The organism is Candidatus Parvarchaeota archaeon, assembly GCA_016866895.1.
Classification (GTDB): Archaea; Micrarchaeota; Micrarchaeia; order Anstonellales; family VGKX01; genus VGKX01.
The window spans coordinates 1-5,987 of record VGKX01000069.1; the positions used below are offsets into that span (position 1 = coordinate 1).

Sequence of the window (5,987 nt, forward strand, 5' to 3'; positions counted from 1 at the left end):
TATATCGACGGTATAGAGCCACATTGCATAGTTTTCTCCGGAAAGCCTGTAGCACGCCGAATACGCGCCGTCCGAGGCCTTGCTGTCGCAGTGTGCCTCAAGCCCGTCATCAAACATCTGGATTTTCGTGTGCAGCTGCCTGTTTGGGTCAATCGAGTCTAGAACAAAGACAAATGCAAGGAATATGATGAGAATGAATGCAAGGGGCTTGAGCTGGAGCATCATCATTTCGCTGAGCATTGGCATCATTGCAGATTGTTTTTGAAGCACTTCCTTCATCCTCGCTTCATCCTTCGAGGCGTTTGCCTGCTTCATCTGCTCTGAAAGGTCTTTTGAGTGCTGCTGTATCTCCTTGATGCGCTTGTAGTTCCCAATCTTTCGCTGGAGGATATAACTTATGACCGAATAGACAAGCGCGACGGCCGCAATCACAACGTAAAAAACCGAGGGGTCAAATAACATCTCAAAACAACTCCATCCTAAAAGCATTCTAATTCAAAGGACGCCGGCAAGTTTTTTTCTTGCAGCCTCAAGCCCCCCGTCAAGATTTTCTATGACAAGTGCGGGGACGCCCAAAAAAGCAGAATAAGCGGCAAGGTATGCCTTGTTCATTGCCTCGTGCTCTTCAATCTCGCTTTTTTCTACGGGCCGAACCCTGCCTGTGGATGCAGCGTCTTTTTCGCGCCGCTTTGCTATCTGGTCGGCTGGCGCAGTTACATAAACAAGTCTTTCCACCCTGAGCTTTCCTAGAAGGGAAAACGGAAGCCCGGGAAGGTAACCTCCCTGCGTCTGTATGGAGCAGTGCGTGTCAAGAATTATTTTTCCTTTCATGCCCTCAAGCTCCTTGGCAACAGCAGCCTGGATTTTTGCCTGGGCCTGCGCATCAAGGGCCCTAATCTTATCTCTGTGCTCCACGCCAAAATCCCGCTTTGCAATCTCAAGCATCATTGTGCCGTAGTTGACTGACTTGTAGCCTGCAGCCTGGGCAATCCCCTCAAGCACTGTTGATTTTCCAACCCCTGGCAGCCCAAGCACGATAATCATTTCATTTCACCTTAGTATCCCTGTCTACTCCCCAATGAGTTTTGTCAGGTTTGGGTAAAGGTCAAACGCCTGCTTTTTCTCAAGGTCCTCATAAAGCTTGTAGAAAATGCCCACTGTGAGCAGTATCCCAGTTCCCGTGCCTAGCGCTCCTGTTATGTCCGCAATGCCGGAAAGAATGCCGACAAAGGCAGAGCCAAGAAGGGTAATTGCAGGTATGTACTTTTCAAGCACTTTTTCGACAATGCGCGGGTCGCGCCTGAAACCCTGTATCTGCAGGCCGGAATTTTGCAGCTTCTGCGCCACCTCGCGGGGCCCCATGCCGCTTGTCTCAACCCAAAACCAGCCAAACACCATGCAAAGGCAGACAAGGAACACAAGATAGACAAGGACGTGGACAAAACCAGGAATGCCAAAAACGGGGCTTGGGTAAAGGAACACCTGCGACATGTGTGCCATGAAGTCTCCGCCCGACTGCCTGTATATTGGTGAAATCAGGTAAAGCAAGCCGTCAACAATCTGGTTTCCCGGGGCTACAACCGCAATGTACTTTACAATGTCCTGGCCAAAAAGCATCAGCGACTTTCCATTCAGCCACACTGCAAAAAACTGGAAGTTGAGCATGAGCGCTGAGGCGAGAATGACTGGTATGTTGGAAACATACAGGAACTTTATCGGGTACCTGCCGCCCAGGCCGCGGGCGTGCTCAAAGGCAAGCGGAACCTCCACTTTTATTCCCTCCGCATAAACGACAATTGCAAAGACGGCAATGGTGAAAAACAGGGGCATTAAGTGCAGCAGGGCATTTGGAAGCGCGTCTGCTCCCCCTTGTGAAAGTATGGCCATTATTCCATTTTGCCCTACAAAAAGGTCAATAGTGCCGCCGACTACTGCTAGTGATACTCCTGCGGCAATGAAAAGAGATATGCCGCTTCCAAGTCCGTACTTGGATACAACCTCGTCCAAAAACATCAATATTATTGATGCAAAAGCAATCTGGAAAATCACAAGTGCCGCTGTGTAGGGCGCGTGCACAGAGCTTACCGCAATTCCATTCACGGTGGTTGCAATAAGGCCTTCCCCAAGCGAGGGGAATATTGGGGACAGAGTCACCCTTGATGATATCACAAACACTGCGGCCTCAAAAACACTCAGGATTATTGCAAGAAGCTTTTGCGTCCCGTGGAAAGTGGAGCGCTGCTCAAGGTCCTGCATGTCTAGCTTGATTATTTTCGCGCCTACGAAAAGCTGCAGGAAAATCGAGGCAAGGACAATGGGGCCAATGCCTGTTGTAAGAAGAGAGCCCAATCTTGATGCAGTGACGACCTCAAGAAAGTCAAGCTGCCCTTTTGGTCTTTCAACGCCAACTGCAATGACATTGTACATTACAAAAAACGCGATAAGTGCAATGACTGTCCACATTATTCTCTGTGAAATGTTTGGCTGGGTTGTAGGTGCCTTGACTTCTGGCAAAAGACGCAATATTGGTTTTAGGAAATCCAAGCTTGAGCCCATATTGCACACCCTCTTTTAGCGCCACAAACACTTTATGCTTGGCATACCTGCAAGCCTTTTTGAAATATGCCGGGCACTTTTCAGTTTGCTATTTGCCGCTTTTTGCATTTCTTGCGCGGGCTTGCTTTTATACCTTTGCAGGCTTAAGCCTTCTGCACTTGTCCGGTTTGCTTAAACTCCCCGCCTGCAGCCTTTATTTTCTCAACTGCCGATGCAGAAGCCTGCAAAGCGCTGACAACAACCGGGAATGCAAGTGCCCCCTGCCCAAGCACCTTTCCATCAAATTTGAAATTGAGCTTCCCATCTGCCTTTTCAAGCTTGTTTTGCATTGCAAGCCTGTTAATCTCAAACAGGTTTATCTCCTTGAGCCTTGCTGCGCCTGGCCTGGAAAAGCCCTGCACTCCAAAAAAGTCAGGCTCGTATCTTGTGATATAAGACCAGCGGTGCTTGTGCATGCCAGCCCTGCCCCAGCCGCCTTTCCCTCCCTTGCCTCTCTTGTTTTTGGCGTTTCCCTTGCCGTGGTTTCTGGTGCCCAAGTACTTCCTTGATGCTTTCTTGTGGCGTCTGCTCATATTTTCACCTGAAATAATCGTGTCATTCAAGCCTGCACATTTTTGTTGAATTCATTCCACTGCTCCAAATACTATATCATGCTCTTCAAAAGCGCTGCAAAGTCTGCAGCTGGCCTTGGGCCAAGGGCCCCTGCCGGAAACGCAAGCTTAATTCTTCCGTGCCCCCCTGTTGGCGGCGTGAGCCTGAAATAAGGCGTTATGCCAAAATCTGCAAGCCTTTTTTTCCCGCCATAAACTTCAGCCGCCACTTTTGCAGCATCCAGTTTGCCTTCTTTTCCCGCCTGCGAAAACTTCCTGTTGCCAATCATTGCGCGCCTTGAAACCAGGGCTTCTATTGACTTGGCGTCAATTTCCCCCCAGGTCGCATAGTCTTTGACCTGCCTTAGCATGCCTTGAAGGCTTGGCGTATCTGAGTATACCGAGCAGCAGTTGAGCCTTTGAAGCTTCAGGTGCTCGAAGGTCTGGCGCACTTTTGGCGCTTTACTCCACATGCCCCGCAGCCTTATAATGCCAATCATTGCCATTTCCATTTACCTCTTTTGCCTTTGTCTTTATTGCCAGTGTCCCGCGTCTAAGAAGCGTTTTGCTTCCAGTCGCCCCTGTATTTCATGCTTGAAAGTTTTGAAAGCGCATCAATGACTGCCATGCTTGAGTTGTATATGTTCGCAGTTTTGCCCCTTGAAAATGACCAGACATCCCTGACTCCGGCAATCGTAAGCACCTTTTTCACAATCTTGTTTGCAGCCACGCCAAGGCCTTTTGGCGCAGGCTTGAGCGTCACTTCGACAGAGCCGTTTTTGCCAACAAGCTTTATCGGAAGCGAGTGGGGCGACTTGCAGCCGCACTCCCAGGAGCCGCAGCCCATGGGAACAGTCATTATGTTCAGCTTCGCATTTTTAATGGCAGACTCAATTGCAGGCTTGACCTCTTCGGATTTTCCGCTTCCAATGCCGACATGGCCCGCCTTGTCGCCTACAAGCACAATTGCCCTGTATTGGCTTTTCCTGCCGCAGTCAGTCATCCTCTGCGTCATTCCAACCTCCAAAGTTTCGCTTTCAAGGCCGGGCAAAAGCGTGTCAACAATCTGGTACTCAAGTATGGGCTTTCCAGTCTCAAATATCTCCTCAATGGCAAGTATCTCCTTGTTCTTGACTTTCTTGCCAACAAGAGTCTTTGGGAACCACTCTGCCTGCTCTTCAACAGTCATTCTTGGCTTTCTATCGAATCTGTTCAACAAACCACCCTATATTTTCAGGAAGACATTATCTTGCTTTTTGCAGCCTGGAATAGCTCGGGAAGCTTTTCCGCGTCTATGCCGGCCTTTGCGTATCCGGAATAAACCTTGTCGTAGTTGCCCTTTTGTTTAAGCGCCTTTGCATGCGCTGCAACATGCTGCCCGCTTATTCTTGCCATGTCGACAATGCCGGAATCAAACTTTGTCTTGAGCCCTGCGTCAATTGCGCCTTGAAGCGCGCTGAAAACTACCGAGCCTTTTGTCGGAGTCTGCATTCCAATGTCAAGCACAAAACCGGTTACGCCTTTTTTTGCCGCAAGCCTGGCGCAGGCAAGCCCGCTTAGGTAGCCTGTAGGGCAGTTGCAGTGCGGCTTCCAGCCAAACTTTTCAAGCGAGCTTGAATGGCAGTTTGCAAGAACCTTGTCGCCGTTTGTCTCAAAACCCACAAACTGGACAAGCACTCCGCTGTTTGTCTTTCTTACAACCATGCGAGGCAGCCTTGATTTGACTAGTGCAAGCCTCTTTGCATAATTTGTCATGCCCTTCCTTCTCCTTTTGAAAGGGACGTTGTAATTTGGTCCTGTTGCCTTTGCCATTTTTTACACCTGTTTTTTCAGCATGCCGTTTTCCTTTAGGTAATTGAGCAGGTTTCCCTTGCTTTTGAATGCGTTGCCCTTTATCATCAGGTAAACTTTCCTGTATGCCTCCTGGGCAACCTCGCCTTTTTCAGACAGCCTTCTTAAAAGCCCCCGCTGGGCCCTGACTTGCGCCACCCAGGATTCCTTTTTTGAGACTTTGGAATATTTTGTGCCCTTGCGGCTTCCCTTGCCGCTTCTTCTACCGGACCTTTTTTGCGCCTGCTTTTTCCTTGCCTTTGCCCTGCTGACGCCCCGTGGAACGATGTAGCCAATGGCCCCCTGCTCAATCAGCCCCTTGACGTCGTCGCGCGTCAGCGCCTCTGCGACTTTCTTTGCCGACTCGGGAGGTATCCTTATCTTTGAAATTCCAACTCCAAGTATGTCGCAAGCCATGCGCTTTACAGTCTCCATTCCCATCAATATCATCCCGCGCTTTCACTGTGAATCATTCACCAAAATCCTGCTTTCTTTTTGCTTTTGTCTCATCTTGCCAATGGCACCGGCTGCTTTGCCTCGCCTTTAATCTCCTTTTTTGCCTCGGGGGCCTTTTTCTCATCCTTTTTTGGCCTTGGCACAGGCGCCTTGTAGTTCAATATTCTCAGCCCAGCCTTTTTTGCTTCCTGGAATATTAAAGCGGCCTTTTTTGCCCCAACTCCCCCGGCAATCCTTACAACCACGTCCTTTAGCCCGGCAAGCTGGCCTGCATTGAATACACGCGCCTCTTTCATCCCGGATGGGTGGAGGTTTTTCAAGGCAGCCGGGTTTCCATAGCCGATTGAGGGCAGCTTTCCCATATATGCGTACTTTTCACGCTGCTTGTTGTCTATGCCCCGCGGCCTTCTCCAATTGTCCTTAATGCGCGACCTTCTGCTCCTGCCGTAGTTTGTGCGCCTGAATGTCGGGTGCTTCCTTTTTGAAACCATAATATCTACTCCACTAAGTAAAGGCCGTCTTGGAAAACCCTCGAGTCCCTTTTCCTGATTTTTG

The 5,987-nt window shown here is 49.6% G+C and carries 9 protein-coding genes; all 9 read right to left on the reverse strand.

Translation table 11 applies throughout. The features are described from left to right. On the reverse strand, positions 1 to 489 hold a 489-nt coding region (locus tag FJZ26_03435), incomplete at its 3' end, for a DUF106 domain-containing protein (GenBank protein MBM3229458.1). Between the two features lie 6 nt (positions 490 to 495). After that, a complete protein-coding gene (locus FJZ26_03440; GenBank protein MBM3229459.1) occupies positions 496 to 1,044 on the reverse strand; it encodes an adenylate kinase in 549 nt (182 codons plus the stop codon). Between the two features lie 24 nt (positions 1,045 to 1,068). Continuing rightward, a complete protein-coding gene (secY, locus tag FJZ26_03445) occupies positions 1,069 to 2,556 on the reverse strand; it encodes a preprotein translocase subunit SecY (GenBank protein MBM3229460.1) in 1,488 nt (495 codons plus the stop codon). Positions 2,557 to 2,699: 143 nt separating this feature from the next. Beyond that, positions 2,700 to 3,128, reverse strand: coding sequence for a 50S ribosomal protein L15 (gene rpl15p / locus FJZ26_03450; protein ID MBM3229461.1), 429 nt, complete (start codon positions 3,126 to 3,128; stop codon positions 2,700 to 2,702). A gap of 71 nt (positions 3,129 to 3,199) precedes the next feature. Further along, positions 3,200 to 3,658, reverse strand: coding sequence for a hypothetical protein (locus FJZ26_03455; protein ID MBM3229462.1), 459 nt, complete (start codon positions 3,656 to 3,658; stop codon positions 3,200 to 3,202). Positions 3,659 to 3,699: 41 nt separating this feature from the next. Beyond that, entirely contained in the window at positions 3,700 to 4,335 is a 636-nt protein-coding gene (locus tag FJZ26_03460) for a 30S ribosomal protein S5 (GenBank protein MBM3229463.1), read from the reverse strand. Positions 4,336 to 4,379: 44 nt separating this feature from the next. Further along, the gene (locus FJZ26_03465) at positions 4,380 to 4,958 is read right to left on the reverse strand and encodes a 50S ribosomal protein L18 (GenBank protein ID MBM3229464.1); all 579 of its coding nucleotides are present in this window, start codon (positions 4,956 to 4,958) and stop codon (positions 4,380 to 4,382) included. Between the two features lie 3 nt (positions 4,959 to 4,961). Further along, positions 4,962 to 5,426, reverse strand: a complete 465-nt coding sequence (locus tag FJZ26_03470; GenBank protein MBM3229465.1) for a 50S ribosomal protein L19e — start codon at positions 5,424 to 5,426, stop codon at positions 4,962 to 4,964. Between the two features lie 56 nt (positions 5,427 to 5,482). After that, on the reverse strand, positions 5,483 to 5,923 hold the full coding sequence (rpl32e, locus tag FJZ26_03475) for a 50S ribosomal protein L32e (GenBank protein ID MBM3229466.1): 441 nt from the start codon (positions 5,921 to 5,923) through the stop codon (positions 5,483 to 5,485). Between the last annotated feature and the right edge of the window lie 64 nt (positions 5,924 to 5,987).

Bases quoted from the DNA above. Each gene is read 5' to 3' on its own strand.
- secY (MBM3229460.1), bottom strand. From the start codon at position 2,556: ATGGGCTCAAGCTTGGATTTCCTAAAACCAATATTGCGTCTTTTGCCA.
- FJZ26_03470 (MBM3229465.1), bottom strand. From the start codon at position 5,426: ATGATATTGATGGGAATGGAGACTGTAAAGCGCATGGCTTGCGACATA.
- FJZ26_03440 (MBM3229459.1), bottom strand. From the start codon at position 1,044: ATGATTATCGTGCTTGGGCTGCCAGGGGTTGGAAAATCAACAGTGCTT.
- rpl32e (MBM3229466.1), bottom strand. From the start codon at position 5,923: ATGGTTTCAAAAAGGAAGCACCCGACATTCAGGCGCACAAACTACGGC.
- rpl15p (MBM3229461.1), bottom strand. From the start codon at position 3,128: ATGAGCAGACGCCACAAGAAAGCATCAAGGAAGTACTTGGGCACCAGA.
- FJZ26_03465 (MBM3229464.1), bottom strand. From the start codon at position 4,958: ATGGCAAAGGCAACAGGACCAAATTACAACGTCCCTTTCAAAAGGAGA.
- FJZ26_03460 (MBM3229463.1), bottom strand. From the start codon at position 4,335: ATGACTGTTGAAGAGCAGGCAGAGTGGTTCCCAAAGACTCTTGTTGGC.
- FJZ26_03455 (MBM3229462.1), bottom strand. From the start codon at position 3,658: ATGGAAATGGCAATGATTGGCATTATAAGGCTGCGGGGCATGTGGAGT.